General features: G+C 54.9%; 19 protein-coding genes and 1 tRNA gene. 12 read left to right on the forward strand and 8 right to left on the reverse strand.

The window, feature by feature from the left end; all coding sequences use genetic code 11:
* The first annotated feature begins 17 nt into the window (after positions 1 to 17).
* Positions 18 to 1,079: an ABC transporter substrate-binding protein gene (locus ACFSR7_RS16710; protein WP_378163441.1), complete on the forward strand. Its 1,062-nt coding sequence runs from the start codon at positions 18 to 20 to the stop codon at positions 1,077 to 1,079.
* 16 nt (positions 1,080 to 1,095) lie between these two features.
* Entirely contained in the window at positions 1,096 to 2,034 is a 939-nt protein-coding gene (locus ACFSR7_RS16715) for an MBL fold metallo-hydrolase (protein ID WP_378163443.1), read from the forward strand.
* Here ACFSR7_RS16715 and ACFSR7_RS16720 read toward each other — a convergent pair.
* The gene (locus ACFSR7_RS16720; RefSeq protein WP_378163445.1) at positions 1,994 to 2,389 is read right to left on the reverse strand and encodes a MerR family transcriptional regulator; all 396 of its coding nucleotides are present in this window, start codon (positions 2,387 to 2,389) and stop codon (positions 1,994 to 1,996) included. The genes ACFSR7_RS16715 and ACFSR7_RS16720 overlap by 41 nt on opposite strands.
* 91 nt (positions 2,390 to 2,480) lie before the next feature.
* Between ACFSR7_RS16720 and ACFSR7_RS16725 the strand changes: the two genes are divergently transcribed.
* The 3 genes from ACFSR7_RS16725 (at position 2,481) to ACFSR7_RS16735 (ending at position 4,309) form a co-directional block, all read left to right on the forward strand.
* Positions 2,481 to 3,311, forward strand: a complete 831-nt coding sequence (locus ACFSR7_RS16725) for an SDR family oxidoreductase (RefSeq protein WP_378163447.1) — start codon at positions 2,481 to 2,483, stop codon at positions 3,309 to 3,311.
* 336 nt (positions 3,312 to 3,647) lie between these two features.
* Positions 3,648 to 3,929 (forward strand): ArsR/SmtB family transcription factor, encoded by a 282-nt coding sequence (locus ACFSR7_RS16730; RefSeq protein ID WP_378163449.1) that lies wholly within the window; start codon positions 3,648 to 3,650, stop codon positions 3,927 to 3,929.
* A complete protein-coding gene (locus tag ACFSR7_RS16735; protein WP_378163450.1) occupies positions 3,926 to 4,309 on the forward strand; it encodes a VOC family protein in 384 nt (127 codons plus the stop codon). The genes ACFSR7_RS16730 and ACFSR7_RS16735 overlap by 4 nt, the downstream gene beginning before the upstream one ends.
* Positions 4,310 to 4,651: 342 nt before the next feature.
* Here ACFSR7_RS16735 and ACFSR7_RS16740 read toward each other — a convergent pair whose 3' ends face one another.
* Positions 4,652 to 4,795 (reverse strand): hypothetical protein, encoded by a 144-nt coding sequence (locus tag ACFSR7_RS16740; protein WP_378163452.1) that lies wholly within the window; start codon positions 4,793 to 4,795, stop codon positions 4,652 to 4,654.
* A 63-nt stretch (positions 4,796 to 4,858) separates the two neighbouring features.
* Here ACFSR7_RS16740 and ACFSR7_RS16745 point away from each other — a divergent pair, with 63 nt between their 5' ends.
* Positions 4,859 to 5,065 carry a hypothetical protein gene (locus tag ACFSR7_RS16745; RefSeq protein ID WP_378163454.1) on the forward strand — a complete coding sequence of 69 codons (207 nt, stop codon included), beginning with the start codon at positions 4,859 to 4,861 and terminating at the stop codon, positions 5,063 to 5,065.
* A 220-nt stretch (positions 5,066 to 5,285) separates the two neighbouring features.
* Positions 5,286 to 5,891, forward strand: coding sequence for a DUF4304 domain-containing protein (locus ACFSR7_RS16750; protein ID WP_378163456.1), 606 nt, complete (start codon positions 5,286 to 5,288; stop codon positions 5,889 to 5,891).
* On the opposite strand, the gene ACFSR7_RS16755 is transcribed toward ACFSR7_RS16750, so the two are convergent.
* On the reverse strand, positions 5,888 to 7,918 hold the full coding sequence (locus ACFSR7_RS16755; RefSeq protein ID WP_378163458.1) for a Na+/H+ antiporter: 2,031 nt from the start codon (positions 7,916 to 7,918) through the stop codon (positions 5,888 to 5,890). The genes ACFSR7_RS16750 and ACFSR7_RS16755 overlap by 4 nt on opposite strands.
* Positions 7,919 to 8,160: 242 nt before the next feature.
* Here ACFSR7_RS16755 and ytxJ point away from each other — a divergent pair, with 242 nt between their 5' ends.
* Complete coding sequence (ytxJ, locus tag ACFSR7_RS16760) at positions 8,161 to 8,499, forward strand: bacillithiol system redox-active protein YtxJ (protein ID WP_378163460.1); 339 nt, start codon at positions 8,161 to 8,163, stop codon at positions 8,497 to 8,499.
* 81 nt (positions 8,500 to 8,580) lie between these two features.
* Here the strand turns inward: ytxJ and ACFSR7_RS16765 are convergent, their stop codons facing one another.
* The gene (locus ACFSR7_RS16765; RefSeq protein ID WP_378163462.1) at positions 8,581 to 9,051 is read right to left on the reverse strand and encodes a hypothetical protein; all 471 of its coding nucleotides are present in this window, start codon (positions 9,049 to 9,051) and stop codon (positions 8,581 to 8,583) included.
* Positions 9,052 to 9,244: 193 nt separating this feature from the next.
* Here ACFSR7_RS16765 and ACFSR7_RS16770 point away from each other — a divergent pair, with 193 nt between their 5' ends.
* A complete protein-coding gene (locus ACFSR7_RS16770; RefSeq protein WP_378163463.1) occupies positions 9,245 to 9,973 on the forward strand; it encodes a hypothetical protein in 729 nt (242 codons plus the stop codon).
* Between the two features lie 14 nt (positions 9,974 to 9,987).
* On the opposite strand, the gene ACFSR7_RS16775 is transcribed toward ACFSR7_RS16770, so the two are convergent.
* Entirely contained in the window at positions 9,988 to 10,419 is a 432-nt protein-coding gene (locus ACFSR7_RS16775; protein ID WP_378163465.1) for a hypothetical protein, read from the reverse strand.
* Between the two features lie 20 nt (positions 10,420 to 10,439).
* Here ACFSR7_RS16775 and ACFSR7_RS16780 point away from each other — a divergent pair, with 20 nt between their 5' ends.
* Both ACFSR7_RS16780 and ACFSR7_RS16785 read left to right on the forward strand, forming a co-directional pair.
* Positions 10,440 to 10,652: an S-layer homology domain-containing protein gene (locus ACFSR7_RS16780; RefSeq protein WP_378163467.1), complete on the forward strand. Its 213-nt coding sequence runs from the start codon at positions 10,440 to 10,442 to the stop codon at positions 10,650 to 10,652.
* Between the two features lie 357 nt (positions 10,653 to 11,009).
* On the forward strand, positions 11,010 to 11,474 hold the full coding sequence (locus ACFSR7_RS16785) for a phage tail protein (RefSeq protein WP_378163469.1): 465 nt from the start codon (positions 11,010 to 11,012) through the stop codon (positions 11,472 to 11,474).
* Between the two features lie 1,021 nt (positions 11,475 to 12,495).
* On the opposite strand, the gene ACFSR7_RS16790 is transcribed toward ACFSR7_RS16785, so the two are convergent.
* Positions 12,496 to 12,882, reverse strand: a complete 387-nt coding sequence (locus ACFSR7_RS16790) for a glycoside hydrolase family protein (RefSeq protein ID WP_378163471.1) — start codon at positions 12,880 to 12,882, stop codon at positions 12,496 to 12,498.
* A gap of 213 nt (positions 12,883 to 13,095) precedes the next feature.
* Here ACFSR7_RS16790 and ACFSR7_RS16795 point away from each other — a divergent pair, with 213 nt between their 5' ends.
* Positions 13,096 to 13,452, forward strand: a complete 357-nt coding sequence (locus tag ACFSR7_RS16795) for a nucleotide excision repair endonuclease (RefSeq protein ID WP_378164620.1) — start codon at positions 13,096 to 13,098, stop codon at positions 13,450 to 13,452.
* Positions 13,453 to 13,521: 69 nt separating this feature from the next.
* On the opposite strand, the gene ACFSR7_RS16800 is transcribed toward ACFSR7_RS16795, so the two are convergent.
* Positions 13,522 to 13,598: transfer RNA gene (locus ACFSR7_RS16800), tRNA-Met, on the reverse strand.
* A 124-nt stretch (positions 13,599 to 13,722) separates the two neighbouring features.
* Positions 13,723 to 14,352 carry a TetR/AcrR family transcriptional regulator gene (locus ACFSR7_RS16805; RefSeq protein WP_378163473.1) on the reverse strand — a complete coding sequence of 210 codons (630 nt, stop codon included), beginning with the start codon at positions 14,350 to 14,352 and terminating at the stop codon, positions 13,723 to 13,725.
* Positions 14,353 to 14,429 lie beyond the last annotated feature (77 nt).

A 14,429-nucleotide genomic window follows, 5' to 3' on the forward strand; every position in this document is an offset into this window, starting at 1 on the left:
GAAAAGGGGATACATCCATGTTCAAAAAGGCGGCTTTATCGCGTTCTTCGGTTCTGATCCTGACCATGATCCTGATCCTGACGCTGTTGTCCGGCTGCGGCACATCGAATTCGGGGAGCGACGCCGGCGCCAAGCCTGCCGACCCGGTCACGGTGAAGATCGGAGTGCTCAAAAACGTGACCCATGCCCCGGCCTTCGTCGCGATCAAGAAGGGCTATCTGCAAGACCGTCTCGGCGCGAACGTGAAGATCGAGGTACAGGGCTTCAACAACGGCTCCGACTTCTCGACCGCGATGGCGACGGGCGAGATCGATATTGGTTACGTGGGGCCGAGCCCGGTCATCAACCAATATGTCAGGAGCAAGAACATCAAGATTTTGTCCGGCGCGAACAACGGCGGCGCCGTGCTGGTGGCGAGAAAGGGCGCCGGCGTGACGGGCGCCAAGGACCTGGCGGGCAAGCTGGTCGCCATCCCGACCAAGGGGAGCACGAACGAGATCTCGCTCCGTCTGCTGCTGCAGGAGCAGGGCCTCAAAATAACGGCGGACAAGAGCGGCGTGCAGATCATCGCGATGGCGCCGGCCGATACGCTGACGGCCATGAAGCAGGGCCAGGTGGACGCGGCGCTCGTGCCCGAGCCATGGGGCACGCAGATTGCGAACGAAGGCATCGGCGAGATCGCCGTCGACTGGGATCAGATTCCGCCCAACAAGGGGAATTATCCGCTCACGATCGTCGTCGCCAGCGACGGCTTTCTGAAGGCGCATCGTGATCTGGCCAAGTCCGTTCTGCTTGCCAATGAGGACGCGATTCAGTACATCCAGGGCAATCCGGACGACACGTATAAGCTGGTCAGCGACGAGCTGAAGGAGCTGACCGGCAAGGGCCTGGAAGCCGAGCTGATCAAGGCCGCGCTATCGCACCTCAGCCTCACGACTAACATTGACCAGGACGCCTTGCAAGCCATGGCTCAGGTCGCGGTCGATGCCGGCTACATCAAGGACGTGGGCGCGGGCGGCCTGGATCTGGCAGGTTTGTACGATCTGTCGCTGCTGAAGGAAACGCAGGAAGGCAAATAGCCTGACGGAGAAAGGGATGACAGCGATGACAGAGATCTACATCCAGCCTCAGGAGAATCTGCGACCGGATTACCACCCGCATCTGACCGTCGTTCTGCTCGGAACGGGGTCTCCCCGCGCCTTCTACGGGCGAGCGAAGCCCGGTGTCGCGGTGCTCGCGGGAGACAAGGCGTTCCTCGTCGACTGCGGGGGCGCCGCGGTGGACCAGTTGGTCCGAGCAGGCGTCATGCCCCAGCGGATATCGGACGTCTTGTTCACCCATCACCACTACGATCATAACGGCGGATTCTTCGACGTATTCATCACGAGCTGGCGCACGCATATTACCGCCGAGCAGGTCTTCGAAGGCCGCTCGGTGCCGATGCAGGTGTACGGACCGGAGACGACGAAGGCGATCATCGGCAAAATGCGGGAGTCCTTCGAGTTCGACGTCAAGCTACGTATCAGCTATAACCTGTCGGACGAAGCGGGCTCGCGAATCGAATACACGGAATGCAACGAGGGCGTCGTCTATGACAAAGACGGTATCCGGATTACCGCCTTCGAGGTGGACCATCGCCCGGTTTATCCGGCTGTCGCCTACAAGTTCGAGTATAACGGCAAAACGGTCGTGATCTCCGGCGATACGATTCCCGTGGCGAGCATGGAGCGGCATGCGGCCGGGGCGGACCTGCTCATTCACGAGGCATACAACAAACTGTGGCTGGACGCCCTGATTGAGAAATATCCGCAGCACGGGAAGGCGCTGTCGAACCCCGCCAAGTATCATACGACGACGCTCGAAGCGGCGCAGATCGCGCATCGGGCCGGGGTCAAGCATCTCGTGCTGACCCATCATATTCCAGCGCCGGAGGCCAACGAGGCGGCGGAGCAAGCGTACATCGAAGGAATGAGCGATATCTACGACGGTCCGATCACGGTCGGCCGGGACTTGATGGCGTTTGAATTGAAGTAGCGTGCAAACCCATTTTATATTCCAGCATCCGGTTAAGCGTGGCCAGCACCTGATCGTACTCTTCCTTCTTGCGCTCGATTTCTTTGATTTTGGATAAGACCCAGTCAATCCCCTGCTGCGTGGTCGTCGTGTTGGTATCCAGGCCCTGCAGAATTTGCTTCAGTTCGGTTAGCGAACAACCGACGCTTTGAAATCTTTTGACCAGCGTCAGGCGCTCGATCGCTTCGTCGGAATAATGGCGATAGTTGTTTTTATCCCGGCCGACGTGACGCCCATCCAGCAGCCCTTCCTTTTCGTAATAACGAATGGTATGAACCGATAAACCGGTCTTCTCCGCAAGTTCCTGAATTTTCATGAGGGATGCTCCTTATTAACGGCTTGCCTTAGAGTCTACTCTATAGTTTACAGTAAAGCAGTGAGCATCAAAAGCCGAAGGAGAGATCAGAATGCGAATTTTCGTTACAGGAGCAACGGGGTATATCGGGTCGGCCGTCGTCGGCGAGCTTATTCGGGCGGGCCATCAGGTCGTCGGCTTGACGCGTTCGGATCGCGGCGCCGCAGCGCTTGCGGCAGCGGGTGCCGAGGCGCATACAGGATCGCTTGAGGATCTCGACAGCCTTCGCAGCGGTGCGGCCGCCGCGGACGGCGTCATTCACCTGGCGTTCAGACACGACTTCTCCGACTTTGCCGGTTCGCTCGGCATGGATCTTCATGCCGTCGAGGCGATGGGCGCGGCGCTCAAGGGCTCCGGCAAGCCGTTCGTCATTACGGCGCACGCAAACGGCGAGGCATCGGAAAATGCGGTACTGGCGCTGGCGGAGCAAGACGTACGGGCATCGATTGTGTCGCTTGCGCCGACCGTACACGGCGAGAGCGACAAGGGCTTCGTGCCGAGACTGATCGACATCGCCCGCGAAAAAGGCGTGGCCGCCTATGTTGGCGACGGGGCCAATCGCTGGCCGGCCGTACACCGTCTGGATGCGGCGTCTTTATTCCGCCTCGCGGTGGAGTCCGCTCCGGCAGGCTCGCGGCTGGACGGCGTGCACGACGAGGGCGTGCCCTTCCGCGACATCGCAAGCGTCATCGGCAAGCACCTGAACCTGCCGACGGTCAGCATTTCGCGCGAAGAAGCCAGTGCCCACTTCGGCTTCCTCGGCATGCTGGCAGCGCTCGACATCCCACGGTCGAGCGCGCAGACGCAGGCATTGCTGGGATGGCGTCCGGTACACGCCGCGCTCATTCCCGACCTTGAGCAAGGGCACTATTTTGCCAAATAAACGTGTCGCCGCAATGAATCTACCGCAGAAAAAAAAGGCCCCTTGCGAAAGGGGTCTTCGCGTTTCTCGTTTATCTCGCCTCGTTCGTCCGGAGCTCCAGCCTCCTGCCGCCCCTCGGCCTGGACCAGTAGTACATGCCCATGCCAAACAGCGTCAACTAGCCGCCTGTCGATTGAAACAAGGGAATGTCCTCGCCCGAAAATACATCGTAACACGACGCCCAAAGCCTATCGCAAAGCACTCGAGCCTGGAATGGAAATCAATATGGCAATCTACATGCAACTTTTTAGTTGCTTATGCTTGACATGCAACCCATGAGTTGCTTATGATCGGATTATGAAAGTTGACAGAGACAAGATATTCAAGGCGCTCGGCGATTCGACGCGGCGGCTGATGTTGGACGAACTGGCCGACCGCAAGGAGCAGACACTGTACGAACTAACGGCGCGCCTTATCGTGAAGCACAACCTGGCCATTTCGCGCCAAGCCATTGCCAAGCACCTTGCAGCGCTGGAGGAGGCGGGGCTCGTACAGTCGCAAAAAGAAGGAAAATACCGCGTCATCGTGTTTCACAACGAACCGCTTAAACATTTGCTGGAAGGATGGATCGACTCATGAAAATCATCGTGACCAGTTTATTCGTTCAAGATCAGGACCACGCCTTGAAGTTCTATACGGAAACGCTTGGTTTTGTGAAAAAGCATGATGTGCCTACCGGGAAGTTCAGGTGGATCGCGGTCGTGTCCCCGGAAGATCAAGACGGCACCGAGCTTATACTCGAACCGAACGAGCATCCTGCCGCCAGAGAGTATCAAAAGAAGCTCGCTGCGGACGGCATCCCGGCGACGATGTTCGGCGTGGCGGATATTCATGGCGAATACGAACGATTATCGGAAAACGGCGTCAAGTTCACGATGAAGCCGACCAAGATGGGCGACTTTACGATCGCGGTCTTCGACGATACGTGCGGCAACCTGATTCAGATGATGCAGCGGTAATTTCGTACATGGCGGGGGGAGCGCGCACGTTCGGATAGGAGGAGCTTCTCGGATGGGCGCCTGGCGGAATACCTGCATTTGTACACTTATTTTTCGCCGGACAGCGAAGCTTGATGGAATACATGCAAATGTGCAGTTAAATCTCAAGAATGCAGCGGTAACCGGGTTTTTTTGAGTAAAAGATGCATATTTGCATTTATCCGTTTGAAAAGGGTCGATATAGGTGCAATTAGATGTATAAATGCAGGCTTTAAGGCTAGCGCGCAACGCGGGCGGGAGACGCATATTCTTCAAACCTAAGAACCGTCAGGGCGATTTTCCCTGACGGTTTTCGTCATCCGCTTACAGGGCGCCCAACGTTTTCTCGACTTGTGCGAGCATATCTTTCCGCGCCTCGGTTGTGGTGGGTATGCCGCCGAATAGCAATTGATCCACGACTTCGATGCCGCAGAATTCAAAAATGCCGCCGCCGGAAGCTTGCTTCAAGGATTGGCTCATGCCGATTGAATCGTAAATTTCGCCGTCAAGCTGCAGCGCGAGGTCGACGTGATGCGCGGCGCCATCGAGGCGGCCATTCCGGAGCTGTCCGAGGTCATCCTGGACGCCGGCACGCCGGACGAGGAGCGCAAGCTCTGCCTCCAGGATCTGCACAAGCTCAAGCACGCCGTCGGTTACTACGAATGGCTCCAAAGATTCGTGAACGACCTGCAGGACGGGGCGTTTTTTGAAAAAGCGGACGGTTCGAGGCAAGCCTAGCGTTGGTGGTCAGCGAGCATGGGCCGGCTGCGCGCGGCGAAGATGGACAGGAATTGTGCATGAAGCGGCTGCGCGTGGGCGCGGGCCGGCGGGCAGGATGAAGAAATAGCCGAACCGCGCTGCGGGTACGACAAGAAAGACGCCTTGTCCGAAGGCGTCTTTCTTGTCGTTGAGGAACCGGTATAATGAGTAAAAAGTGTTTAAACGGGGAGGGATTGTGATGCAGCAGCGCTTTAACGATCTGATTATGCAGGATGTAAAGCCGTTTCTTGCCGAGCGCGGCTTTGCCAAGAAGAGTCTGAATTTCAGCAAAAGCACAGATGGCCTCGTCTATATAATCAACTTCCAAAAATCCGGCGGCAATTCGGCGGACCATGTGATGTTTTACGTAAACTGCGGCATCTACTCGGCCGATTTGGCGCGCATACAGTCCAAGGAAATCCTGACAACGCCCCAGGAGCCGGAATGCCACTTCAGAGCAAGGATCGAGGAATTGGCCGGGTCTGTTCCGGCGCGATTTTCCATCACGCCCGATACGAATATGGACGACTTAAGCGACACGCTGCTCAACGGGTTGGATCAGGTCCTTCAGTTCTACGATACGGTGACCGGCGCCAGATCCATCGTCGATTACTACGTCGCAGGGCCCTACTTGCATCTGGGCGAAGAGAGCTTTCAACTGCTGCTGCAATCCGGCGATGAGGGGGCGGCCAGGCGCTATTTGAAGGCTCTGCAGGAAAAGCACGGGGCGGAGAATCGCTGGACTATTTTCGAAAATAAATACCGTGCGATCTTCGAGCAATACGGCGTGGCGTACGAATTCTAGTCGAGCGCCTCGCTTAACAACGTCGCTTCGCGCGTCCGAATCGTCCTGCGCAGCTTGTTGGCGACGTCGCGTGTGATTTCATTGCGCTCAAACAACGATTGTACCTCGTCCCGCTCGGCTTGAATGGCTACCCACTGCAGGTCGCGCCGCACTTCTTCGTTGCCTGCAGGAGCCTTCCCGAACGAGTAGGGCGACGTCAATCTCGTGAGCATATGCTCGTACTGGCTCATGACCGCCTCCCTGGCGTCGCATGTGCGTTCCGAACGGAGAGAGGACAACGCGGCCTCGCACGTTTGCACCTTCAGCCCGCGGATCGCCTCCCGGTCCGCTTGCGATAAGTCCTTCATTGCCTTGAACCGGGACTCTTGCTTGGTCAGCAGCGCCTTCAGCTCCCGCAGCCAGAATTTCACCAGCAGCTTGAACAGATTCGTGCGCACGGACAACACCATCGCCATCTGCTCCAGATTGCTCTGGAACAGCGAGGCTTGCGTCTCGGTGATCCGGTCTTCCCGCAGCAGCTTGTTCACCGTGCGCCGCTCCTCGTCGATCGCTTTGAGCCGCAGTTCCCGCTCCTCCAGATCGTCCTTGCCGCGCTGCATCCGGCGCATATCCATTTCCGGATTTCTGCGCCAGCGCTCATAATCGGAGATGACGGCCGCCGACTCGACCTCATTGTCTTCGGTCGTCGCGGAGTGGACGGCGCGGATGGCCGCGCCCAGGATCAGCCGCTCTCCCTTGCGCTCGGCAGCCGCGAGCTCCGCCGCTCTGCTCTCGGCAGGGTGCTGCGCGAACAGCGGCAAGAGCGAGCTCGCCGCGACAAGCGACAGCAGGATGACGACCGCCGACAGGAAGATGACGAGACTTCGTTCCGGGAACGGCCCCCCGTTGTCCAGCAGCAGCGGGATCGAGAAGGCGCCGGCAAGCGTCACCGCTCCGCGTACGCCGGACAGGGCGGTCATCGCAAGCATGCGGAACGAAATTTTGACGTTGGGCGCCGTCTTTTTGCCGATCCATCGACCGCCTCGAGAGAACAAAAATGCCCATACGAAGCGGAGGGCGAGCAGCATGAGGAAGATCACGACCGCGTAAGCGATCACCTCGCCGTTGTTCAGCGTCGGCTCTTTGAATACTTCATTGAACACGCTCGGCAGCTGCAGGCCGAGAATGACGAAGACGAGTCCGTTGAGAATGAACACGATGACGGACCATGTGTTATCCGACAGCTCATTGGACAAAGGCTTGATGCTGGCCATCCGGTCGCGCTCGATCGCGTGCACGACGCCGCCGGCGACAGCGGCCAGGATGCCTGACACTCCGAGGTGCTCCGCGATCATGTACAGCGCGAACGGCGTCAAGAGGTGAACGAGCATATGCATCGTCTCGTCCTCGAGCCCCGACCGGCGAAGCCACACCCGGACGCCGGAGATGAGCAGCGCCGTGACCGCGCCGACCGCGATGCCTCCGATCGCGATGAGGAGGAAGCTGACGCTTGCGTTTGCCAGCGAGAAGCTGCCGGTGAGCGCGGCAGCGATCGCGAACTTGAAGGCGACGAGACCCGAAGCGTCGTTCATGAGCGCCTCGCCTTCAAGCAGGTGCATGAGGCTGCTCGGCAGCCGGATGCGGCCCGCCAGGCTGCTGACCGCGACGGCGTCCGTCGGCGACAGGATGGCCGCGAGGCCGAACGCGACGGGCAGCGGGATCGACGGAATCATCCAATGGATGGCGTAGCCGATCAGGAACACCGTCGCGAAAACCAAGCCGACGGCGAGCAGGAGTATCGGGACGCGCAGCTTCCATAGTTCGGCTCGCGACACGTGCTTGCCGTCGTTATACAGCAACGGCGCGATGAACAGCACGAAGAACAGCTCGGGCTCGAGATGCATGTGCAGGCCGGATGGGATCGCGGCGATGACGATGCCGAGCGCGATCTGCATGAGCGGCACGGGTACGAGCGGGAATTTGCCGCTCAAGATGTTGGATACGCCAACCAGCGCGAGCAGAATCAAGATCGTAAAAAATAATTCCATGGCGGCTCTGAACGTCTCCTTTTCATGCTGGTGTTCGTCGCAGGGGCATAATCCGCGAATGCTGTCGTGTAGCCTTCGAGTTACTTGGATTAATTATACTTCATCTCGGCGAACGGAGGAGAGGGGGACAGCATGAAATCCACGCACGCAAACGAACGGCCAAGGCTCGCTTTCGTCCTGTCTCACGGTATGATAAAATTCAATCAATCAAATGATCCGAATAAACGAAAGAAGGTAAGACGATGGCCTGGAAAGAGATTTCGACAATAGACGAGTGGGATGCGCTTTTGGCCAAATCTGCTGAACGCGGTCAGGTTATTTTAAAGCACAGCACGACTTGTCCAGTCAGCGCCAATGCGTTGCACGAATATGAAGCGTACCTCCAAGCTGCGCCGAACCCGGATGTGGATTACACACTGGTCAAAGTTATCGAATCCCGTCCCGTGTCGAACCAAATCGCAGAGGATTTGAACGTCAAACACGAATCGCCTCAGATTATTTACATCAAGGACAAGGCGAAGTATTGGAGCGCTACGCACTGGGCTGTGACAAAGGCGCACATGACAGCTGTTTTAGACTAACTTGAATTCGGTGATAGCTGAGGCTATTGCCGTTTTGTTTTTTAGATCCGGATTTGACGTATCGGACCCTGCACAGAAAGCTCACTCGATTATGATTTCCTTCGGCTTAGAGGTTAAGTTGATATCCCTATGCGTATCTTTTTCTTCTATTCTAAATTGGGCTTTGGCCGTTATGAAGTAATGTCCCGGTTTAGATACGGACAATCTTCGGAACTGTTCCGAACTTGTGTCCATGTAGGAGTATGGCTTTTTTGGAGGCAGCTTGGATAAGATGCTTATGCCAAATACGACTACAATCCCTTTTTGCTCGACTAACTGTCCGTCTGCATTTTTGATATCGAATGTAAATACATTAACACCATGAGTGATGTCCAGCTTTTTGCGGGAATTATTGGTTAGATAAGCTGTGGCATCGAAAACTTGCCCTGCTGCAACACGAGTCGGGATTTCAAAGTCCAGGTTAAATACGGATTCGTCAGGCAACGTCTGGTTTGAACTGCACCCGCATATTAGAAGGAATAGTAGGAAGACCATAAGCAGTTTGCAATTCATCTTTTCCATCCCTTAGAAAATATAGATATTTTACATATTCGAGGGATTTTGGAGTAATCCTGCTATTGTTGTATGGTAGCCCAGTTAAAGCTAGAAGTAGTTTTCGTTGTCCGCATATTCAAAGATAATTTCAAGAATCGAAATCTCCTCACCTTTAGTACCCCTCAATAAATCCAATTCACGAGGTGCGCGAATGGGAAAAAGAAAATTTCTCTACATGATCTACAACGAGAATGAGCAGTCCGTGACCTCTACGGGAATCGAATTTGCGGATTTTGTCCATTCCCTCCCAATCGGGATTAACCATATTCTGCTTCTCGATTCGGGGTATGCAGATGGGGACTTTCACGCAGGACTGAGGATGGAGTATGTCAGAAAAGAGTACCTTCAAGCTTTATACAAGGAAAACGTATATGCCTACGGAGACTTTTGTTGGGTGGACTTTGACGAATTGGCGGCCCTGGACAAGCTCGATCCTCAAGAAAAAGCGGAATTGTTATATCTGAATCACTTCAAGCAACCGCTTGGAACTCCGTTTTTCGAAAAACTCCGCAATCAATTTGTATACATGGCACACGATGACGGCTGGTTCAACAAGGTCTTTTATAAAAATGTCGAGTTATACACGGATATGTTGCGGAACTTGGTTGCATACCGTTTGAAAACGTATGGGTTAGATACACCTCCCTTAACTGCAGACGTCGGTGAACAGTTAAAGTTATTCGCAAAGGACGGCTTATTGATAGAGAGATCTAGTTTTGTTAAGTCTCATACCGGCGTGGAGATTCCACTCCATGTCATAGGAACAATCGCAAATCAAGACGAGCTGCATAACAACATAGAAAGATATAAATCCGAGGCCAGATCGCAGCATTGGCTTATGTATAAGAATGGAGAATGGACGATTCGGCAGCATCACTAAACGTAAGTTTCACTTTAAGGATGCTCCCTTGTCAGTGCGTACGCCTCTACAATTGTTCTAGCCCGCGACACCGCCTGCCGTTCGCTAAAAGGCGCATCCGCAAGCCATTGCTGATAATGCACGAGTTCATGCGCAATGGAGTGCAAGTATCCGGCCAACGTGTGGTCTTGTCCAACTTCAATCAGCGATTCTTCGAAATCGCCGGTTGCGACTCGGATATAGGGCTCGTCGCTCTTGTTAAAGGGGGCAAAAAAAGAGGCTGTGACCTGCTTGCGGTCACGGGTTCGGATGCGATAATCCTTTTTTAAATAGATGACGACTCGAACAGGAAAATCCATCGTGAGGCGCAGCCATTTTATAAATTCGAGACAAGCCCTCCGTACTTCGGGATGAACGCCGGGCAGGCTCCTGGTCCGCAATCCTGATCTTGTAGCCAAGTCCGCCATAAAAATCACTCTTAACTATAATGGAATATGCTTCTTACTTCCATTACACATCCGGGAACGGGCACAAATCCGAACACGGGCACAAATCCGGGAACGGACACAAATCCGACGCGTATAAGCTCCCGGCGTGGGCGCAAGGCGCAGTCGCAGCGGTCGTGGAAGCCGGCCTTATGGAAGGGAAGGGCAACAATATCTTTGACGCAATTGCGGGCTTGACCCGCGCGGAAGCGTGACCAAGATCATCCGTCTGACGGATCGTCTGGAGCAGGAGCAAGCTTGACGGCAGGAGCCGGAGGCATCCCTTATGGGGCTGCCTCCGGCATTTTGCGTGTCCATACACTGCCGGACTGCCGGGAGACTCCGATGACCGCGAGGCCGATCTTAGCAGCACCGCGGAATCAAGCAACGGACCCAGATGGTGTCCGCGGGCCGTCCGCGTGACGGGGCTAAGCTGCAACATAACGTTGACAGGCCATCAAAAGGTATCCTACAATAAATAGACACTAAAAGGTGTCTGATAGCGGAGTAGGCACGATAGAATGAAATCGATTTTTCCTGTTAAGAATAATGGAATAAACGGAGGGAAAGCCATGTCTTACGTCGTTGACTTTAAAGATGTGTCCACGGTAGGTTTGGAATCTTCGCCTGTAGCGGAAGCGCTGGCGGGCTTGCGCGCCAACGAAGCCCGTTACTTTATGAACAAGTACGAGCATGCATTCACGGTTGTGCCGGCTAGCGAGAGCCAGGAGAGCCTTGATTATGTGAACCGCATTTTGAAGGAAGAACGGGGCATTACGTTTGCCGCCAAGCCGTTGGAGACGTCGCGTTTCCAGGTGGAGGATATCCTCTTTACTTACGTCTTTTATGAAGACGGCCTGTCTCTCAATGTCATGTACACGGTAGACGATGCCAAGAAGCGCGCCGTAGGCTTTAAGCTCTCCGAGGGGATGGAAGTGCCTAAAGAGCTCGAGGAGAAGTTCAAGTTCGCGAGACAGAAATCCAAGCTGGCCGGGACGATTCGAGGCTCGTACTTTGTCATTAAAGGCGAATATTAAATCGCCGATTTAAGAAAAAAACGTCAGGAAAGGTCCAACTTACATTTTTTTGGTGGTTTGGCGGATAGTCGAAACTTGTTTTGCGCGGAACGCCTGTCGACGGCTTATCCGACAGCCGTTCCATGGGTCCGCGTGTGATCGCCAGCGTCGTTCTTTCGCCGCAATTCCTGCAAATAAAGTCAATTTCATAAACATTTTTTACCAGAATAAATCCGAACTTTTAATACAAAATAGAACCTCTGAGATTCGGAAATAAGTCCAAAACCGAACGTTATTCGTCAAGTCTTATGATTAAGTTTGTTTAAACTAGCGACTTTTTGAATTATGAAATTGACTTAATATACATCTTTTCATACCGATGTCACCCCGTTTAATAAGGAAAGATGCAAAAACGCAGTTATTTCCCTTTACCAGCCCAATTTCCGGCTTGCGCTTTGCATTTACCTGCATATTTGCAGGTATTTCATCGCATTCGTGGTTCGGCGGAAAAATACCTGTATAAATGCAGGTTTTCGACCTGCAAACCGCAAACCGCAGACCGCAGACCGCAGACCGCAAACCGCAAACCGCAAACCGCAAACCGCAAACCGCAAACCGCAAACCGCAGACCGCAGACGGAAAATCGCAAACCGCAAACCCGCAAAATATCGAAAAGCGCCGGCACGCCGGAAGCACGCGCTTACCTATCACGAATCGCCGCCAAATTTATACTTTCTGACTGGTAAAAAAGGGCCATCCGCCCAAAAGGATGGCCCTTAAGACGGGCCACGCTAAGGCCGATACACCGTCACTCCCTCAAACAGAGCGCCGCCGTCCGCGACGAGTACGGCTATATCCGCGCCCGCATTGCGATGCATCCGCGCATTCGGAGCCAGCTCTCGAGCGCATAGACGTAGCTCTCGTCCGAGCATTCGTTGTATCTCAACTGGACGCCCAGCTTGGTCGCCCTGCCGAGCTGCATAATAGGCGCGGCCGTCGAACGCGTCGTCGTAGCGGAGCAAGCCAGGGGCCGCGTGCATCCTTAGCCTTGCGGCACCGCGTCAGGCAGCGGTCCGTGAACCCGGAGTAGATCAAATACCACCAATCCCCCGATCCGGAAAAGATCGGGACATTCGTGCGCGTAATGAGACTCGGGCGCCCAGAGCGGATCCGCGACTTCCCAATGCTGCAGATCCGTCGATACGCACAGCGCCGTACAGCCTTTACGCATAGCCGGGCCTTCCTTGGCGCGTGCGGCCAGCAGCATCCAATATTGCCCTGCATCCTCGTTCCAGAATACGAACGGATCCCGCCAATCGTCAGGCTCATACTTTTCCGCAGGCGCATAGAACTTATCCTCGGGCAGTTTTTCCCAGTGAAGCAGATCGCTGCTTACCGCATGCATAACCTGTATAGCCCGTATCCGCACGATAGAAAACCCGACTCCTATGGCATGATCCGCCTCATGAAAGCTATGTAAGAAATAGCGACAGCCTATGCAAATTACAGCACCGCGTCTTTTTTTGTCAACATGATCCTTGACCTGGTATCTTATCGGTGGACGGGTATGTTTATAATGGATAGAATGTAATACGGACCAGAAGCCCAAAATAATATGACGCACAAGAGAGAGTGGATGTTCATGATACAAATAACGGTACCTACGCCGGATGTCACGATTCACAAGCAGGAAGCGCCCGAGTTAAGCCACATCTACGGATTTACGGATTTTATCCTGATCCCCAGAGATAAAGCGGGAATCTTTATGTTCTATAACGACAAGGATGAGCTCCTGTTCGTCGGCAAGGCGCGGAAGCTGAGGCCGCGGATCAAGAAGCACTTCGAGGATGCGGCGTCGGTCATCAAGGACAAGCGGAACGAAGTGACGAAAATCGAGGTTTGTCTGGTCGAGGATGCCGTCCATCGGGAAATTTACGAGACGTACATTATTAACGAATATAAAGCTAAGTACAACGTGGAAAAAGTGTTGTATAAATAATAAAAATGCCCCTCGTCCACTCCGGTGGCCAAGGGGCATTGCTATATGTGCCGAGTTGAAATTGTAAGTTGGTTGCGGGGGCAGGATTTGAACCTGCGGCCTTCGGGTTATGAGCCCGACGAGCTACCGGGCTGCTCCACCCCGCGGCAGTAAAACAAGTCTGTCGATCATATGATCGTTGGTCAGGTTTCTTATATTACAGCAGTTTGAGACAATATGCAAGCTTTAAAAAAAGAGGCCCGTCTGCAATCGATGCAGACGGGCTTCTTCTCATTCGGCTTGGACTGCGGTCCGGACCAGCGGCAGGAACAGCTCGTCCACGATCTGGGCGACCGTGTCCTCGGTTACTCGGCCGTGCGTGGTGAGCATCTCGTAGCGCAGCAGGTCGACCGGAAGGGAGATGACGCGCTCGGACAGCTGGCCCGGCAGCAGCTCGCCGCGCTTCTCCGCATGGCCGACGATCGCCTTCATGGCGGCGAAGAGCGCGTCCTCGGACCGCGGCGGCAGGGGCTTCGACATCGGGTGCTCCTGGCCGGGGTATTCGCTCATGAGGCCATGGATGGTCTCGGGGCCGATCGCTTGCAGCGGCTTCAAGATCCCTTGCAGGAAGGTCAGCACATCCGTCCGCAGATCGCCCGTGTCCGCAGCTTCGAAGGAAGGCTTGGGCGCGAACTTCACGAGAGCGGCGATAATGAGCTTCGCTTTGTTCGGCCATCTCCGGTAGACCGCCGTCTTGTTGGTCTGCGCCCGCACGGCCACGGCTTCCATCGTCAGACGGTTATAGCCGGTCGTCTCCAGCTCGTCCCAGGCCGCCTGGAGAATCGCGTTTTCAAGCACGTCGCCCCTGCGGCGCGTACCGGCGCTGCCGCCCGCAGCCGGCTCCTTTTTCGTTTTGGCCATCGCTTTACCCTCTCAACATTCTTGTGACTTTGGAGCGCTTTTTATTTAGTATATTGCATTTCTCGCTGCAATCGCAT

Source organism: Cohnella sp. GCM10020058 (assembly GCF_042683485.1).
Classification (GTDB): domain Bacteria; phylum Bacillota; class Bacilli; order Paenibacillales; family Paenibacillaceae; genus Cohnella.